The sequence below is a fragment of the Pseudomonas sp. IB20 genome, from assembly GCF_009707325.1.
Lineage (GTDB): Bacteria > Pseudomonadota > Gammaproteobacteria > Pseudomonadales > Pseudomonadaceae > Aquipseudomonas.
This window is the reverse complement of the sequence record NZ_CP046103.1, coordinates 4,570,958-4,587,112: the sequence shown is the minus strand read 5'-3', so window position 1 is coordinate 4,587,112 and position 16,155 is coordinate 4,570,958. Positions and strand designations below refer to the sequence as shown.

Here is a 16,155-nt window from a genome sequence, read left to right as displayed (position 1 = left end):
TGAAACGGTCGCCCTACCTGCCGTGAAGACCGCCCCGGCGGACACCGATAGCAATGCAGTTCGAAGTAAGCGCAATGCAGGGCTGGCTGATAGCCCTGACCGTCGCGCACGTGCTGATGCTCAAGTGGCGAAGTCCTTCGCACGAGCATTGGCTACACGTTCCTATCAGACCTCAATGGCGCCGCCCAATGTTGAGGTTCCTCTACAGTCCACACTTGGGCGTTGGCGCACACAACTCGACAGCGCGTTCAAAGGCCCAGGGTTCTTGGCGTGGGCGAAAGAACAGGGGCTTGATACAAGGCACTTGAAACTGCATCCCGCCCGTGGGGAGCTCTCCGGTATTGTAGATGGCAAGGAACAAACCTTTTCCTTAAAGGACGATTCGGGCTGGTCAGATATTTCTCGAACACTGTTGTCAATTGCCAAAGCGATCGCGCCCGAATACGGGCAAGCGTTTAGTTACCCCTGGCCGGACGGCGAGGTGCCCCTGTACACAGTGGGGCGATTTTACAATAAGCCTATAGACCTCTCGCCTGCGCAGGCCGTTGAGCACCGCAAGCGTTTAGCGGAAAAAGCGCTGTTTGAATTCGCGCCTGTGGCCCATGCGTCGCTGCGATCTGCAGAGGCGATAGCGCAGCAGCAGAAGTCGTTGGGAGAGGATGCTAATCGTCATGCACTGATTACTGCGCTGAAGTCTCAGGTAGACGATGCAAATGGGAAAATCGACCTGGATAAAGTCAACGTCCTCATTGACTCACGCTCTGGCCGGTTTGCCCGCGAGCAGCGCCGGGAAATGAGCGTCGCGCAAATCCTCAAGTTGGAGGGGATCAACATCGCGATGTGCGTGCTGTTAGTCGAAGCGAAACGACTCTCAGCGCTGCTTAGCGCAGAAAGGTCAGTCCGCACTGCTTCGTCGGGCTTTTAGCCCAGCTCCCCGCGTTACACGCTTAACCCTCCCATACCCATTAGCTGTTTTCGAGCCATCCAAAGGTTCAACAGAGCAAACAGTGCGGTCAGTTGAGCGGTGTTTTTCATCAGCCCACGAAAGCGCACTTTCACATAACCAAACTGGCGCTTGATCACCCGAAACGGATGTTCAGCCTTGGCCCGCGTCTGGGCTTTGCAGTGCTCGATTTTGCGCTTGGCCTTGGACGCGTACGATAGTGCCTTGTCGCAGCGACAAGCCAAGGTCGCCTAGATAGCCATTGATCACGCCGAGAATGCCAGTGGCTAACTCTTGCTTTTCCAGCAGGCGGAGGAAGTTGAGAATGGTAGTTTCGTCCAGGATTCGCTCCAGGCTCAGTCCGGAAAACTGGCGCAAGATGGTCGTCGCGTGAAGTGCCTCTTCCATTGCCGGATCACTGTAGCCAAACCAGTTCTGCATCAGATGAATCCGCAGCATCGCCATCAACGGATACGCCGGACGACCGCCTTCACCCCTGGGGTAATGGGGTTCGATAAGGGCAATCAAACCCTCCCAGGGCACGACCCGATCCATCTCGATCAGGAACAGTTCCTTGCGGGTCTGCTTGCGCTTACCGGCGTGCTCGGCGTCGGCGACGTGAAGAGTGAAACCGTATCGGTATAGGTCAATGTCGGTTTTTAATGCCTGAAGGGTGACTCAGGCAATAGGTATCCGTCCAAAAGCGCTGTTGTGTCGATGTGCGCACGCTCATATCGTACGCGGCAGCGCTTTCGATAAGGCTGACAAGGCTCGCAATTACGCCCTACGTATGAACGCCCCCACCTAAAGAGTGCGATTTCCTACTCCCTGCGCTAACCTGCCTCGATGTTTAAGAGGTCAACTATGCACATTCATATTCTCGGTATCTGTGGCACTTTCATGGGCTCGATGGCGGTTCTGGCCAAAGAGCTGGGCCACCACGTCACCGGCTCCGACGCCAACGTTTACCCGCCCATGAGCACGCAACTGCAGGCCCAGGGTATCGAGTTGACCCAAGGCTACGATCCTGCGCAATTCGACCCGGTCCCGGACCTGGTGGTGATCGGCAACGCCATGGTGCGTGGCAACCCAGCGGTCGAATACGTACTCAATAAAGGGTTGCCGTATGTCTCCGGCCCCCAGTGGCTGGCAGACCATGTGCTGCAAGGTCGCTGGGTGCTCGCGGTGGCCGGCACTCACGGCAAAACCACCACCAGCAGCATGCTGGCTTGGGTGCTGGAGCACGCGGGCATGAGCCCGGGCTTCCTGATCGGCGGCGTGCCGCAAAACTTCTCGGTGTCGGCGCGTTTGGGCGACACACCGTTCTTTGTGATCGAGGCGGACGAATACGACAGTGCGTTCTTCGACAAGCGCTCCAAGTTCGTCCATTACCGCCCGCGCACGGCGATCCTGAATAACCTTGAGTTCGATCACGCGGACATTTTTCCCGATCTGCCGGCCATCGAGCGCCAGTTCCATCACTTGGTGCGCACCATCCCAAGCGAAGGCCTGGTCATCCATCCGACCACCGAGCCTGCATTGCAGCGGGTGATCGAGATGGGCTGCTGGACCCCGGTACAAACCACCGGCGCGGGCGGGCAGTGGCAGGTCAAGTTGCTCAGCGAGGACGGCTCTAAATTTGAAGTGCTGTTTGAAGGGCAAGCCCAAGGCATCGTCGATTGGGGCATGACCGGCCAGCACAATGTCGCCAACGCCCTGGTCACCCTGGCGGCCGCGCGGCATGTGGGCGTGGTGCCGTCGATGGGTATCGCCGCGTTGAGCGCGTTTAAAAGCGTGAAGCGCCGTATGGAAAAGGTCGCTGACGTGAATGGGATTACCATCTACGACGACTTTGCCCACCACCCGACGGCGATTGCCACCACGCTGGATGGCCTGCGCAAGCAGGTCGGTGACGCGAATATCATTGCGATAGTCGAGCCGCGTTCCAACTCCATGAAGCTGGGTGCCCACCGCGATGGCCTGCCGGAAAGCGTCAACGATGCCGACCAGGTGGTCTGGTATGCACCGACCAATCTTGGCTGGGACTTGCCGGCCATCGCCGCGCTGTGCACGGTGCCATCAACCGTCTGCGACTCTATCGAGGGCATCATTGAACACGTCAAGCACCAGGCCAAGCCCGGCACCCATGTGGTGGTGATGAGCAACGGCGGCTTCGGCGGCCTGCACGGCAAACTGGCCGAGGCGTTGAAGTGAGCGGCCCGGAGCGCATTACCCTGGCGATGACCGGTGCCTCCGGCGCGCCGTATGGCTTGCGCCTGCTCGATTGCCTGGTGCGCGAAGACCGCGAGGTGCATTTTTTGATCTCTAAGGCCGCGCAACTGGTGCTGGCCACCGAGACGGATGTCACGTTGCCGCCCAAGGTGCAGATGATGCAAGCTTTCCTCACCGAATACACCGGTGCGGCGGCGGGGCAGATCAAGGTGTACGGCAAAGAAGATTGGATGTCGCCCGTGGCCTCCGGCTCCGGTGCGCCGGCGGCGATGGTGGTGGTGCCGTGTTCCACCGGCACCTTGTCGGCGATTGCCACGGGCGCCTGCAACAACTTGATCGAGCGTGCGGCGGACGTGACGTTGAAGGAGCGTCGCCAGTTGATCCTGGTGCCGCGCGAGGCGCCGTATTCGAGCATTCACCTGGAGCACATGCTCAAGCTGTCGAACATGGGCGTGACCATCTTGCCGGCATCGCCCGGCTTCTATCACCAGCCGCAGACCATCGATGACCTGGTGGATTTTGTGGTGGCGCGGATTCTCAACCTGCTCAATATTCCTCAGGACATGCTGCCGCGTTGGGGCGAGCACCATTTGAGCAGCGATGAATAAGGCGCTGCTGGTGGTCTTGGTGCTGCAACTGACCGGCTGCGCCACGGCGCGCACGCTGGATGCCGCACAGCCCGGCGCGCCCGTGGTGTATGCCGGCACGCGGCTGGATTTGTATGCGATTAACGGCGGCTGCTGCGCCAAGGACCGGTTTGGCGCTGAGGCGCCGAGTTATCCGCATGTAGACCTGCCGGCCAGTGCGCTGCTGGATACGCTGCTGTTGCCGCTGTCGTTGTTGACGGTGCTGGGTGTTGGGTTTAACGCCACGGGCGGGCTGTAGGTCAGCGGTGCCGCTGCCGGCCTCATCGCAGCGATGCGGCGACCCGATAAGCCAGCTCCCACATTTAGAATGCATTCCCCTGTGGGAGCAGGCTTGCCTGCGATTAGGCCCTTCCAATCAATGCAAAATCACTTGCCTAGCTTGCGTAGCTCATCCGACTCCACCACCCGCACCCCATCCTGCTCTTCCAGCGCCAGGCGCCACATGGCGCGGGCCAGTTCGCAGACTTCAATGCCGCGGTACTTGCCTGGAATCAGTCGCGACAACGGCCCGGCCAGTTGCTCGGCCAAGCGCGGCTCCAAGCGTTCACCCAGCAGCAGCGAAGGCCGTACGATGGTCAGTTGCGGCCAGTCCTGGGCCTTCAGCGCCTGTTCCATTTCGCCTTTGACCCGGTTGTAGAAGATCGAGGATTTCGGGTCGGCGCCAATCGCGCTGATCACGATCAGGTGCCGTGCGCCCATTTCCCGTGCGCGCTTGGCGAAGGCCACGACCATGTCTAAGTCGACGGCGCGGAAGGCTGCTTCGGAACCCGCTTGCTTGATGGTGGTGCCCAGGCAGCAAAAGGCGATATCGACCTGGCCGCTCAGTTGCGGCAGGAACACCGCCGGATCGCCTACTGGGTTTTCCAGGTGCGGGTGTTCGGCCAGCGGCTTGCGGCTGGGCGCCAGTACGCGGGTCACGGTCGGTTCGTTGAGCAGGCGGTCGAGCAGGTGTTCGCCGGTCAGGCCGGAGGCGCCAGCGAGCAGGATATGTTGAGGTGTCAGGTACATGGTGTTTCCCCCTTGTTACACGTTACAGCTTAGTTGCCTTTGGCTTCCTTGCTATTCATTGAGACGCTTTCGAGCGCCTTTCGTGCCTGCTGTTTACGTAATAACTGCCAATGGGCGATCACGCCTTTGGGGGCCCAGATCTGCGGTTCGGACGCTTCGAAGTTATCCGCCTGTTCGCGTTCGGCGACATGCAGCTGGGCCAATTTGAAGGCTTGTTGCAAATCGTCAGTCTGGTTGAAGGCTTGTGCGAAAAGAGCGTCGCCGAAGTAGGTGAAGTCCGCTTCCTCGGAGCAGCCGAAGGACACGCGATCAGCGCGCGAGGCGGTCATGATCAGCGTGTGCTCATCTTTCAGCGCTGGGATAAACCCGCCGGAGTAGCAGGCCGAAATCACGATGATCTTGTCGCGGTTTTTCAGCGGGGCGAGTACCGCCGCCAGCTCATCGGCGGGCAGGTCGGCCAGCTCCATGCGCGGTTGGTCGAGCACCAGTTCGTGTTCGTGGGTGCCGTGGCTGGTCATGTAGATAAACACCAGGTCTTGCGGCCCCGTGCGCTCGGCCAGGGTTTGCACGGCACGGCGCAGGCTTTCGCGGGTGGCCAGAGGGCGGTCGGCGATATGGTCGCGGTGGTTGACCAGGCGGATTTGCCCGCGCGCACCAAAGCGGGTGGCGAGCATGTTGCTGACGTAATCGGCTTCGCGCAGGAACACGCTTTGCTTGCCATCACCGGCCACCGCCAGGGTGTACAGCTCGACGGCGGGCGTGGAGGCGGGCACCGCGGCGAGGGCGGCATCCAGCAAGCGGCCTTGGGCCAGTACGCCGATCTCCAGCGGGTCGGGCAGTAGCTTGCCGTCGGCGTCGCGCACACGCATGCCATTGACCCAGGTGCCGGCCTCTACGGTGCCATCGGTCAGTACGAGGGTGCCTTTGCCTTGATAGCTGTCGCTGTCGAAGCCGCCGATGTAGAAGCTGCCATCGGTGAGGTTCAGGCGGCCTTCACCCGTGAAGCGCCATTCGCTGAACTGGCCGACATAGTGGCTGCCGTCGACGCCGATCAGCTCGCCTTTGCCGCTGAGCGCGCCCTCTTTGAATTGGCCGATCCACACGTCGCCGTCGGCGTTTTCATAGCGGCCTTTGCCGTTGAGCTGGTTTTGTTTGAACTGGCCGACATAGATATCGCCGTCGGCGCTGTTGAAGGTGCCGTTGCCTTCGAGTTGGCCATCGACAAAGTGGCCGCTGAACTGGTTGCCGCTGTCGTCGTTGCGCTGGCCTTCGCCATTCGGCTTGCCGTGGGCGAACTGGCCCTGGTATTGGCTGCCGTCGGCCAGCTCGAGGCGGCCGAGGCCGGAGTACTGGTCGTCCTTGAATTCGCCGCGATAGGTCATCTGCCCCTCTTTGAGGGTGCCTTCGCCGTTGCGCCGACCGTTTTTGAAGCCGCCGACGTAGCTGCTGCCCGGGGTAGTCAGGCTGCCTTGGCCGTCGAACAGGCCTTGCTGGAACTGGCCTTTATAGACCTCGCCGTTGCTGCCGTGCCATTCGCCCTGGCCGTGCCACTGGCCTTTGTCGAACTGGCCGGCGTACCAACTGCCGTTGGGGTAGTCCACTCGGCCCTGGCCTTGCAGCAAACCATTGACCACATCGCCCCGGTAACGGCCGCCATCGGGCAGGCGCGCATCGGGCGGCAACAGCGATTCGCCGTCTCCGCAAGCGGTGAGCAACAGGGCAAGGGCAAGGGGAGCGAGTGGGCGCATAGCGGGATCCGGATAATTGAGCGCCGAGTATGCCGCAGCCGCAGGATTCATACATAAATTTACATACACTGTGGCAAGGTTTATCACCTCGCCACAGGCAAGGCCTTACACGAAGCAGAGTGACAGCGACTCGGCGATGTAAGCGGGTTTTTCCTGGCCTTCGATTTCCAGGGTGGCGGTGGCCTTAAATAGCCATTGGCCAGGTTTCTTCTCGGTGACGTCGGTCAGGGTCACGTTCAGGCGGACCTTAGAGTCGACTTTGACCGGCTGGATGAAGCGCACGCTGTCCAGGCCGTAGTTGACCGCCATCTTCAGGCCCTCGGGCATGATCAGGATGTCTTCCATCAGCTTGGGCATCAGCGACAGCGACAAGAAACCATGGGCGATGGTGCTGCCGAACGGCGTCTTGGCGGCCTTGACCGGGTCGACGTGGATGAACTGATGATCGCCGGTTGCCTCTGCGAACAGGTTAATACGCGCCTGGTCGATGGTGAGCCATTCGGAACGTCCCAGTTCCTTGCCGACATAATCTTTGAGCTGCGCTACAGGTACATAGGGCATTGCGACTCTCCTTGGTTCATCGTTTTTATAGGTGTGCGAAGTCCATGGTAGATCATCATGGGCAACTCACCCGGTCAACCCACCATGCTTTTGGCGAATGCCGAAGCATAGAGCCGGCGTGCTTATAATGCGGGCGAGTTTTGAGGGGGATAAGGGATGCTGTTACGTGGCCTGACATGGCTGGTGCTGTTTCAATTGATCGGTACCGCGATCAACCATTTGCTGTTGCCGGTGCTGCCGGGGCCTATCATCGGCTTGCTGCTGATGCTGGGCTTCCTGATCTGGCGCGGCGAAGTCGGCGAGCCCCTGAGCCTGGCCGCCAGCAGCCTGTTGCGCTATTTGCCGTTGCTGCTAGTGCCGCCGGCCGTGGGCGTGATGGTGTATGCCAAGGACATTGCCGCAGACTTCTGGGCCATCGTCGGCGCACTCGTGTTGTCGCTGGTGATCGCCATGGGCTTTGTTGGCGTGCTGATGCAGCAGATGGTCAAGCGCAAGGAGAAGGACCAATGACCTTCGACTGGCAGGGCGCATGGACAGCCGTCATTCATCACCCCCTGTTTGGCATCGGCATTACCCTCGGCGCCTATCAGCTGGTGCTGGCGGCATTCGAGAAAACCCGCTGGATCTTCCTACAACCGGTGCTGGTGTCCATGCTGCTGGTGATCGGTGTGTTGCTCAGCTGCGGCCTGACCTACGCCGAGTACCGCAAGAGCACCGAGATCATGGGCATCTTGCTCGGCCCCGCGACCGTGGCCCTGGCTGTGCCGCTGTTCCTGAATTTGCGGCGGATTCGCCAATTGTTCTGGCCGATTTTTACTACGCTGGTGATAGGTGGCGTGTTGGCAACCGGCCTGTGTGTGCTGCTGGGCTGGTGGTTTGGTGCCGAACACATGATGCTGATGACCATGGCGCCCAAGTCGGTAACCTCGCCGATTGCCATGCTGGTGGCCGAGCAGATCGGTGGTGTGGCGGCCCTGGCGGCGGTGTTTGTGTTGATCACCGGCGTGGTCGGCGCGATGATCGGCCCGGCGTATTTGTCACGCCTTGGCGTGCACAGCCCCGCGGCGCGCGGCATGGCGCTGGGCATGACCGCCCACGCCGTCGGCACCTCGGTGGCGCTGCAGGAAAGTGAAGAGTGCGGCGCCTTTGCGGCGCTGGCCATGAGTCTGATGGGCGTGGCCACGGCGGTGTTCCTGCCGCTGGCCGTGTCGGTGATTGTTTAAACCGGGTTTAAGGAAACCTTTATGAGTCTGGCGCTGTTCCCGCTCAATACCGTGCTGTTCCCTGGCTGCACCCTCGATTTGCAACTGTTCGAGGCGCGCTACCTGGACATGATCAGCCGCTGCATGAAAAAGGGCGAAAGCTTCGGCGTGGTGTGCATTCTCGATGGCAGGGAAGTGGGCATGGCCCCCGACGGCTACGCACTGGTCGGCTGTGAAGCGCTGATTCGCGACTTCAAACAGCAGGACAACGGCCTGCTGGGGATTCGCGTTGAAGGCGGGCGGCGCTTTCGCGTGCGTGACGCCGGGGTGCAAAAGGACCAACTGCTGGTGGCTGAAGTGCAGTGGCTCGAAGAGCTGCCGGACCAACCGCTGGAAGAAGAGGACGCCGACCTGCTGGCGTTGCTCCAGGCCTTGGCCGAACACCCGATGGTTGCCTCGCTTGATATGGACGCCCACGCCGAGGGCCAGCAAGCCTTGGGCAATCAGCTGGCGTATCTGCTGCCGTTCACCGAGGCCGACAAGATCGACCTGCTGCAACTCGATGACCCGCAGCAACGCCTGGATGCGATCCAGATGTTGCTCGACGAATTGCAGGGCGAACTCTTCACTCAGTAGGCGTAGCGCAGCAGCGCGTGGGGTGTGCCGGTGAGGGCGATAAAGCTCAACACCGCTACCAGCGCCGGCAGCAGCAGCCACCAGGTTTTCTGCGCCATGGCCGGCAGCGGGCTACGGTACTGGATGACGGTCAGGCTGAACGCGCACACTGTCATCGCCAGCAGCGTGCCGGCCAGGATGTCCGTCGGCCAATGCGCGCCGAGGTAAACCCGCGACAGTGCAATAAAGGCCGCAGGAATACAGCCCATCAGCATCCAGGTCAGGCGCAACCGTGTGGGTTGCCCGCGACCGGCCAGCACGGCCAGCGCCAGGAAGAATGCAAATGCGCCGGAGGCGTGGCCGCTGGGCATGCTGAAACTGGTCAGCGGGTCTGTAAGGATTTCGGGGCGGCCACGCGCGAAAAACAGCTTGGTGCCGGTGTTGATCACCGCCGCCCCGGCCAGCGTGGCGCCGACGAATACCGCGTGGCGCCACTGCCGCGCCAGCAGCAACAGGCCGGTGAAGATAGCGCTGGCGACAAACATCTTCTTGAACTCGCCCAACTGGGTGATCCGCACCATCACCTCGTCTAGCCACGGGCTGCGGTGTTCCTGCACCAGTGCGCTCAGGCCCTGATCGAAGTCATTGAGGTGCGGGTAGCCGATAAACAGCGCGATCAACAGCGTCAGGCTGGCGCAGCCGATCCACAAGGTGGCGCGACGATGGCCGCGCAGGCTGCTGTTCAAACTCAGCCCCAGCAATATCGCCAAACAGGCTGCGACAATGCCGGCTACCGGCCAGAAGCCTTCCGGCAATGGCAAGCGGAACGCGGCGCCGGCCGCCCAGCCTGGCAGCAGATAAGCCACCGACCAACCGGCTGCCGCCAGGATGCTCACGGCGGCAAAGCGTGGGAAGGGCATGTCGCACATGCCGGCGACCATCGGCAGCATGGGGCGCAACGGGCCGATGAAGCGTCCTACCAGCAGGCTGGCGATGCCGTACTTATGGAAGTAGGTTTCTGCGCCATTCATCCATTCAGGGTGGTGGCGCAAGCCGGGCAGGCGCCGGATGTTCTGATGGAAATGCCGTCCCAGGTAGTAGGAAACTCCGTCACCCAACAGGCCACCGAGGAAACCCAGCAGCAGGGTTTCACTCAAGGGCAGCGCCCCGCTGCCGGCCAGTGCGGCAATGGCAAACAGCAACACCGTGCCTGGCACGATCAACCCGGCGATGGCCAGGCACTCCACGCACGCGACAATGAAGACCGCGACGGCCAGCCATTCGGGGTTCAGGGTCAGCCAGCCGGTAATGCTATCGAGCCATTGGCCCATACAATCCACTCCATGTATGTAATACGAAACCTGAGACAGTGAAGATCAACTGTGGGAGCAGGCAAGCCAGCTCCCACATTGGAATTGCTGGGCTGCAGGTTTCAATTATCAGTCTGTTCAAATCAAAAAATAATCGCGGCCTTCGACCTGGCCCCGGCGCAGCGGGTTCCTGGTGCAATAAGGCGCATAGCCCGCATCGACGAAGCGGTACATCAAATGTTCATCGCGACCGCTGGGAATGCCTAGGCGGGTAGTCTGGATGATCTGCGTCGGCGTCTGACCCACGTCTTCAACGTAGAGCAATTCCTGATCAAAGCGCTTGGCGTCCCACATCGGCACTTTCAGCCCGAGGGCTTTACACAGCAGTGTCTGGCCCGCGCAGAGTTTTTGCGAGGGGCGCGGGTGGCCGTTGGCGTCCGGATTGTTCAACAGCATCTGCGCCAGACTGTCCGGGCCGGAGGTTTCATCGACCCAGGGATAGGCTGATTTGATCAACACGGCATTACCCGGGCCTTGCGCGCTGAAGTTCAGCGAATCGCCGCCACGGGCGTAGTACATATAGATATGCCCACCATCCAGAAACAAAGCCTTACGCTTTTCTGTGTAGCCGAGTGAGGCATGGCTGCCTTTTTCGGCCACGTAATAGGCTTCGGTTTCAATAATTCGCGCTGAAAGCCAGGTATTGCCGACACGATGGCGTATGACTTTCCCGAGTAATTCCCGCGCAAGAACTTGCGCGTCGCGGTCGAAGAAGCGGTCGGGCAGGGCGCTGGCGGTAAGCTGGGGGGCAAAACTGGACATGGCGATCTGGGTTAATACGGCTAAATGTGACCGAATAATAACAACTCCCGCCTTAATTACCGCTGAACCCCAAGTTTTTACAGTTCATTTCGACCATCCGCCCCACACCGCTGTCAGTCGGGCGGCGTCACAGCTATAATCTGCCGCTTTCCTCTTTGCCAAGACTCCCCGACCATGACTGAGTCCGTTCTTGACTACATGACCCGCCTGGGTCGCGCTGCCCGTCAGGCCTCGCGGTTGATCGCCCGCGCGAGCACTGCGCAGAAGAACCGTGCCCTGCTGGCGGCCGCTGATGCTCTGGATGCTTCGCGCTCCGAGCTGGCCGCTGCCAATGAACTGGACTTGGCCAGCGGTCGCGCCAATGGCCTGGAACCGGCTCTGCTGGACCGCTTGGCGCTGACCCCGGCACGTATCGACGACATGATCGAAGGCCTGCGTCAGGTGGCCAAGCTGCCTGACCCCATCGGTGAAATCCGCGATATGCGTTACCTGCCGTCCGGCATCCAGGTTGGCAAGATGCGCGTGCCCCTGGGCGTGATCGGTATCATTTATGAGTCGCGCCCGAACGTGACCATCGACGCTGCGAGCCTGTGCCTCAAGTCTGGCAACGCCACCATCCTGCGTGGCGGTTCCGAGGCGATTAATTCCAACCGCGCGATTGCCGCCTGCATTCAGCAAGGCCTGGCCGTGGCCGAGTTGCCGGCTGAAGTGGTGCAAGTGGTGGAAACCACCGACCGCGCCGCCGTTGGCGCGCTGATCACCATGCCGGAATTTGTCGACGTGATCGTGCCGCGCGGTGGTAAGAGCCTGATCGAGCGCGTCAGCCGCGATGCCAAGGTGCCGGTGATCAAGCACCTGGACGGCGTGTGCCACGTGTTCATCGACGTCGCCGCCGACATCGACAAAGCAATCCGCATCGCCGATAACGCCAAGACCCACCGCTACGCCCCGTGCAACACCATGGAAACCCTGCTGGTGCACGTCGGCATTGCCGATCGCGTGCTGCCGCCGCTGGCTGCCATCTACCGTGACAAGGGCGTGGAGCTGCGCGGTTGCGAACGCACCCGTGCGCTGCTGGGCGCGGACGTGATCGAGGCGACTGAAGAAGACTGGTACACCGAGTACACGGCGCCGATCCTGTCTATCCGCATCGTCGACGACCTGGACCAGGCCATCGAACACATCAACAAGTACGGCTCCAAGCACACCGACGCCATTGTTTCCGAGCATTTCAGCGATGCCCGGCGTTTCCTCAACGAAGTGGATTCCGCTTCGGTGATGGTCAACGCCTCGACGCGCTTTGCCGACGGCTTTGAGTATGGCCTGGGGGCGGAGATCGGCATCTCCACCGACAAGCTCCACGCACGCGGCCCGGTTGGCCTTGAAGGCCTGACCAGCGAGAAGTACGTGGTGTTCGGCGACGGTCATGTGCGCACTTGATGGCTAAACGCATCGGGCTGCTCGGCGGCACCTTCGACCCCGTGCACATCGGCCATTTGCGCAGTGCCCTGGAAGTGGCGGATGCTCTCGCGCTGGATGAGCTGCGTGTGATGCCCAACGCGCGGCCGCCGCATCGCGACACGCCGCAGGTGTCAGCGCAGCAACGCCTGGAAATGGTGCGCCTGGCGGTGGACGGCATCGCGCCGCTGGTGGTGGACGACCACGAACTCAAGCGTGATAAACCGTCCTACACTGTCGATACCCTGGAAGTGATGCGCGCCGAAATGGCCGCGGACGACCAATTGTTTCTGCTTTTGGGCTGGGACGCATTTTGCGGCCTGCCCTCTTGGCATCGCTGGGAGGAACTCCTCCAGCACTGCCACATCCTGGTTTTGCAACGCCCGGATGCCGACAGCGAACCGCCGGATGCCTTGCGCAACCTGCTGGCCGCGCGGTCGGTAAGTGACCCCTTGGCCCTGACCGGGCCGAACGGGAATATTGCATTCGTCTGGCAGACCCCGCTTGCGGTGTCTGCCACCCAGATCCGTCAACTGCTGGCCAGCGGGAAGTCGGTACGTTTCCTGGTGCCTGACGCGGTCCTGGCCTACATCGATGCGCACGGGCTTTACCGTGCGTCGAACTAAAAGGCGCGCTTGTCGCTACGCACAGTCGTGCAGCGAGCGCCCCGAACATACGAGCAAAACGAGTTTTATATGACCAACAAAGACGTAAGTAAAGTTAAGCGTAAAGGCACTTTCAAAAGCGCCCCGCTGCCAGTTGTAGCGCACACCGGCCCTGAGCTGGCTGGCGAAGAGCTGGTAAAAGTCGCCGTGGCTGCCCTGGAAGACGTTAAGGCCCAGGACATCCAAGTGCTGGACGTGCGCGACAAGCAAAGCATCACCGACTTCATGATCATCGCCACCGGTACCTCTAACCGCCAGATCGGCGCGATGCTGGACAAGGTTCGCGAAGCCGTCAAAGCCCAAGGCGTGAAGCCGCTGGGTGAAGAAGGCAAGGGCGACAGCGACTGGGTGCTGCTGGACATGGACGACGTGATCGTTCACATGATGACCTCCAACGCTCGTCAGTTCTACGACCTGGAGCGTCTGTGGAAAGGCGCCGAGCAGAGCCGTGCTGCTGATGGCAAGCACCACAGCCCTGAAGTGGGCCACGCGCACTTCGACAAGCTCAACAAAGACCAGGAATAAGGAACGGCTGTGCGCCTGCGTCTGATCGCTGTCGGTTCACGCATGCCCAAGTGGGTGGAAGAAGGCTGGCACGAGTATGCCAAGCGTCTGCCCGCTGAGCTGTCGCTGGAATTGGTGGAAATACCGCTCAACACCCGGGGCAAGAACGCCGACGTGGCGCGCTTTATCCGGCAGGAAGGCGAAGCCATGCTGGCCAAGGTCGGCCCCAACGAGCGCATCGTCACCCTTGAGGTGCACGGCAAACCCTGGAGCACCGAGCAGTTGGCGGTGGAACTGGATCGCTGGCGCCTGGATTCGCGTACGGTCAACTTCATGGTCGGCGGCCCCGAAGGGCTGGCGCCGGAAGTTTGTGCGCGGGCGGACCAGCGCTGGTCATTGTCGGCGCTGACGCTGCCGCACCCGTTGGTAAGGATTCTGATCGGTGAACAGCTGTATCGCGCCTGGACAGTTCTGTCCGGGCACCCTTACCACAAATAATCTGCGCCCCTCCCGATGACCCAGCCGATCCGCATCAAGGACCACGAGAAAGACGCACGTCTGGTGCGCTCGCGGGTCATTTTTGGCGCTTTTCTGGTGGTGGGTTTGATTGCGGTGCTGATTGCGCGCCTGTATTTCCTGCAGGTGATCCAGTACGACTATCACTCCACGTTGTCGGAAAATAACCGGGTGCATGTGCAGCCGATTCCGCCGACCCGTGGGCTGATTTTCGACCGCAATGGCGTGGTCGTCGCGGATAACCGGCCCAGCTTCAGCTTGAGCATGACCCGCGAGCGTTCCGGCGACTGGCAGCAGATCCTCGATGTGATCGTCGAAGTGCTGCAGTTGACGCCGGAAGACCGGGTGATCTTCGAAAAGCGCATGAAGCAGGGGCGCCGGCCATTTGAGCCGGTGCCGATCCTGTTTGAGCTGACCGAAGAGCAGATCGCCCGAATCGCGGTGAACCAGTTCCGTTTGCCGGGTGTGGAAGTGGTGGCGCAGTTGGTGCGGCATTACCCGCAAGGGCCGCACTTTGCCCACTCCGTCGGCTACATGGGGCGGATCAACGAGAAAGAGCTGAAAAGCCTCGATCCGGTGAATTACAGCGGCACCCACCACATTGGCAAAACCGGCATCGAGCGTTTCTACGAGCCCGAGCTGCACGGCCAGGTGGGTTACGAGGAAGTCGAGACCAACGCCCGAGGCCGCGTGCTGCGGGTGCTCAAGCGCACCGACCCGGTGCCGGGCAAGGACATCGTGCTGAGCCTGGACATCAAACTGCAGGAGGCGGCTGAAATGGCCCTCGGCGGTCGGCGTGGCGCCGTGGTAGCGCTGGACCCGAAAACCGGCGAAGTGCTGGCGATGGTCAGCCAGCCGAGTTTCGACCCCAACCTGTTCGTGACCGGGATCAGCTTCAAGGCCTACGCTGAGCTGCGTGATTCCATCGACCGGCCGCTGTTTAACCGCGTGCTGCGCGGGCTGTACCCGCCGGGTTCGACCATCAAGCCGGCGGTGGCGATTGCCGGTTTGGATTCGGGTGTGGTCACCGCATCGAGCCGTGTGTTCGACCCGGGCTACTACATGCTGCCCAACTACGATCACAAATACCGTAACTGGAACCGCACCGGTGACGGCTATGTCGACCTGGACACCGCGATCATGCGCTCCAACGACACCTATTTTTATGACCTGGCCCACAAGCTGGGGATCGACCGGCTGTCTGCCTACATGGGCAAGTTCGGCCTCGGTCAGAAAGTCTCCCTGGACATGTTCGAAGAATCCCCTGGCTTGATGCCATCGCGGGAGTGGAAGCGCGCGACCCGCCGCCAGGCGTGGTTCCCGGGCGAAACCCTGATCCTCGGCATCGGCCAGGGCTATATGCAGGCCACGCCGCTGCAACTGGCCCAGGCCACGGCGCTGGTGGCCAACAAAGGCATCTGGAACCGTCCGCACCTGGCCAAGACCGTCGAAGGCGAGCGGCCAGTGGATGAAAACCCGATCCCCGACATCGTACTGCGCGACCCGTCCGACTGGACCAAGGTTAACCACGGCATGCAGCAAGTGATGCACGGCGCTCGCGGCACCGCGCGTAAAGCGGCGGCCGGTGCGCAATACCGCATTGCCGGCAAAAGCGGCACCGCCCAGGTGGTTGCGATCAAACAGGGCGAAAAATACGACCGTTCCAAGGTTCAGGAGCGCCACCGCGACCACGCCTTGTTTGTCGGTTTTGCCCCGGCAGACGATCCGAAAATCGTCGTGGCAGTGATGGTCGAGAACGGTGAGTCCGGCTCCGGCGTCGCTGCGCCTGTGGTGCGCCAGATCATGGACGCCTGGCTGTTGGCCGACGACGGCAGGCTTAAATCCGAATATGGTGGCCCCCCTTCAAGCACCGAGGTTACGGCCCGTGAAGAGTAATTTTGACCGCATCCTCTCCAGTGAGGAT

General features: G+C 61.2%; 17 protein-coding genes and 1 pseudogene. 12 read left to right on the top strand and 6 right to left on the bottom strand.

Translation table 11 applies throughout. The annotated features are described in order from the left end of the window. Nucleotides 1-22: 22 nt before the first annotated feature. Nucleotides 23-925, top strand: a complete 903-nt coding sequence (locus tag GJU48_RS21370) for a hypothetical protein (RefSeq protein WP_155296078.1) — start codon at nt 23-25, stop codon at nt 923-925. A gap of 14 nt (nt 926-939) precedes the next feature. Here the strand turns inward: GJU48_RS21370 and GJU48_RS21365 are convergent. Then, a pseudogene (locus GJU48_RS21365) lies at nt 940-1,594 on the bottom strand (transposase). Between the two features lie 213 nt (nt 1,595-1,807). Here GJU48_RS21365 and mpl point away from each other — a divergent pair. Genes mpl through GJU48_RS21350 form a run of 3 tightly spaced genes read left to right on the top strand, consistent with a single transcriptional unit; the run spans nt 1,808 to nt 4,060 of the window. After that, nucleotides 1,808-3,157, top strand: coding sequence for a UDP-N-acetylmuramate:L-alanyl-gamma-D-glutamyl-meso-diaminopimelate ligase (mpl, locus tag GJU48_RS21360; RefSeq protein ID WP_094951234.1), 1,350 nt, complete (start codon nt 1,808-1,810; stop codon nt 3,155-3,157). Next, the gene (ubiX, locus tag GJU48_RS21355; protein ID WP_094951235.1) at nt 3,154-3,783 is read left to right on the top strand and encodes a flavin prenyltransferase UbiX; all 630 of its coding nucleotides are present in this window, start codon (nt 3,154-3,156) and stop codon (nt 3,781-3,783) included. The genes mpl and ubiX overlap by 4 nt, the downstream gene beginning before the upstream one ends. Continuing rightward, nucleotides 3,776-4,060 (top strand): YceK/YidQ family lipoprotein, encoded by a 285-nt coding sequence (locus GJU48_RS21350; protein ID WP_094951236.1) that lies wholly within the window; start codon nt 3,776-3,778, stop codon nt 4,058-4,060. Before ubiX ends, GJU48_RS21350 begins: the two co-directional genes overlap by 8 nt. Before the next feature lie 128 nt (nt 4,061-4,188). On the opposite strand, the gene GJU48_RS21345 is transcribed toward GJU48_RS21350, so the two are convergent. The 3 genes from GJU48_RS21345 to GJU48_RS21335 form a co-directional block, all read right to left on the bottom strand. Continuing rightward, nucleotides 4,189-4,830: an oxidoreductase gene (locus GJU48_RS21345; RefSeq protein ID WP_094951237.1), complete on the bottom strand. Its 642-nt coding sequence runs from the start codon at nt 4,828-4,830 to the stop codon at nt 4,189-4,191. A 29-nt stretch (nt 4,831-4,859) separates the two neighbouring features. After that, nucleotides 4,860-6,578: a C13 family peptidase gene (locus GJU48_RS21340; protein ID WP_094951238.1), complete on the bottom strand. Its 1,719-nt coding sequence runs from the start codon at nt 6,576-6,578 to the stop codon at nt 4,860-4,862. A gap of 105 nt (nt 6,579-6,683) precedes the next feature. Beyond that, a complete protein-coding gene (locus tag GJU48_RS21335) occupies nt 6,684-7,139 on the bottom strand; it encodes a MaoC family dehydratase (RefSeq protein WP_034117724.1) in 456 nt (151 codons plus the stop codon). A gap of 156 nt (nt 7,140-7,295) precedes the next feature. On the opposite strand from GJU48_RS21335, the gene GJU48_RS21330 reads away from it, so the two are divergent. The 3 genes from GJU48_RS21330 to GJU48_RS21320 are packed head-to-tail and all read left to right on the top strand — an operon-like array spanning nt 7,296 to nt 8,977. Then, nucleotides 7,296-7,649 carry a CidA/LrgA family protein gene (locus tag GJU48_RS21330; RefSeq protein WP_094951239.1) on the top strand — a complete coding sequence of 118 codons (354 nt, stop codon included), beginning with the start codon at nt 7,296-7,298 and terminating at the stop codon, nt 7,647-7,649. After that, entirely contained in the window at nt 7,646-8,362 is a 717-nt protein-coding gene (locus GJU48_RS21325; protein WP_094951240.1) for an LrgB family protein, read from the top strand. The genes GJU48_RS21330 and GJU48_RS21325 overlap by 4 nt, the downstream gene beginning before the upstream one ends. Nucleotides 8,363-8,383: 21 nt before the next feature. Then, entirely contained in the window at nt 8,384-8,977 is a 594-nt protein-coding gene (locus GJU48_RS21320; protein WP_094951241.1) for an LON peptidase substrate-binding domain-containing protein, read from the top strand. Here GJU48_RS21320 and GJU48_RS21315 read toward each other — a convergent pair. Then, on the bottom strand, nt 8,971-10,287 hold the full coding sequence (locus tag GJU48_RS21315) for a bifunctional DedA family/phosphatase PAP2 family protein (protein WP_094951242.1): 1,317 nt from the start codon (nt 10,285-10,287) through the stop codon (nt 8,971-8,973). The genes GJU48_RS21320 and GJU48_RS21315 overlap by 7 nt on opposite strands. 117 nt (nt 10,288-10,404) lie before the next feature. Continuing rightward, nucleotides 10,405-11,088: a DNA-3-methyladenine glycosylase gene (locus GJU48_RS21310; RefSeq protein ID WP_094951243.1), complete on the bottom strand. Its 684-nt coding sequence runs from the start codon at nt 11,086-11,088 to the stop codon at nt 10,405-10,407. 174 nt (nt 11,089-11,262) lie between these two features. Between GJU48_RS21310 and GJU48_RS21305 the strand changes: the two genes are divergently transcribed. The 5 genes from GJU48_RS21305 to mrdA all read left to right on the top strand — a co-directional run bounded on the left by GJU48_RS21305 (nt 11,263) and on the right by mrdA (nt 16,127). Further along, nucleotides 11,263-12,528, top strand: coding sequence for a glutamate-5-semialdehyde dehydrogenase (locus tag GJU48_RS21305; RefSeq protein WP_094951244.1), 1,266 nt, complete (start codon nt 11,263-11,265; stop codon nt 12,526-12,528). Then, on the top strand, nt 12,528-13,172 hold the full coding sequence (gene nadD / locus GJU48_RS21300; RefSeq protein ID WP_094951245.1) for a nicotinate-nucleotide adenylyltransferase: 645 nt from the start codon (nt 12,528-12,530) through the stop codon (nt 13,170-13,172). Before GJU48_RS21305 ends, nadD begins: the two co-directional genes overlap by 1 nt. 69 nt (nt 13,173-13,241) lie before the next feature. Next, a complete protein-coding gene (gene rsfS / locus GJU48_RS21295; RefSeq protein WP_094951246.1) occupies nt 13,242-13,736 on the top strand; it encodes a ribosome silencing factor in 495 nt (164 codons plus the stop codon). Between the two features lie 9 nt (nt 13,737-13,745). Beyond that, entirely contained in the window at nt 13,746-14,213 is a 468-nt protein-coding gene (gene rlmH, locus GJU48_RS21290) for a 23S rRNA (pseudouridine(1915)-N(3))-methyltransferase RlmH (protein ID WP_003176297.1), read from the top strand. A gap of 15 nt (nt 14,214-14,228) precedes the next feature. Then, on the top strand, nt 14,229-16,127 hold the full coding sequence (gene mrdA / locus GJU48_RS21285; protein WP_094951247.1) for a penicillin-binding protein 2: 1,899 nt from the start codon (nt 14,229-14,231) through the stop codon (nt 16,125-16,127). The last annotated feature ends 28 nt before the right edge of the window (nt 16,128-16,155 follow it).